At 40.2% G+C, this 629-nt stretch carries 1 pseudogene; it reads left to right on the plus strand.

The window, feature by feature from the left end:
* Positions 1–629, plus strand: a pseudogene (locus tag FOV68_RS23880) (tyrosine-type recombinase/integrase); the annotation flags it as partial.

The following is a 629-nucleotide window of genomic DNA, read 5'->3' on the forward strand; positions in this document are numbered from 1 at the left end:
ACAGACATGGAGTTTGATAACTTTTACGATGCTGTCTCACGTGCGTACCAGAAGGGTACGATATCCTATTCTGATCTGGCAATGGCCTTAATCACCATTCATACGGGAAGAAGAAGTCTACAAATCACACAGATAAAAACGAAAGACATCATAAACGAAAGAACTATAAACGAATGCTATATAAATATCCCCAGAATAAAACAAGGTGAAAAGTATAGAGCCTCATTCAGGCGATTCAGGATTACACATGAATTATTCAATATTTTTAAAGAGCAGGCACGTATTGTCTCTGAGAGTTTTAGCAAGCAGCTCGGCAGAAAACTCTCTGAGAAAGAGATGTTGGAACTACCATTGTTTGTCTGTAAGAAAAGGCTTGAGGGGGTTGTTGAGTGTGAGAATTTACATGAGATGCTTTCTTCAGACAGACTTCATGCCTATGCGATAAAGTGTACTCAAACGCTCAAAAGAATAGCTACAACAGAGGACGTAATCTCGGAAAGGACGGGTGAAGTAATAAATATGAATGCCAGGCGGTTTCGCTATACGTTAGGTACCCGGCTTGCCAGAGAGGGTTATGGAGAAGTCGTTATAGGCGAATTACTTGATCATTCCACTTTAATGTATACAGG

The sequence above is a fragment of the Pantoea sp. paga genome, from assembly GCF_007558755.1.
Taxonomy (GTDB): Bacteria; Pseudomonadota; Gammaproteobacteria; order Enterobacterales; family Enterobacteriaceae; genus Pantoea; species Pantoea agglomerans.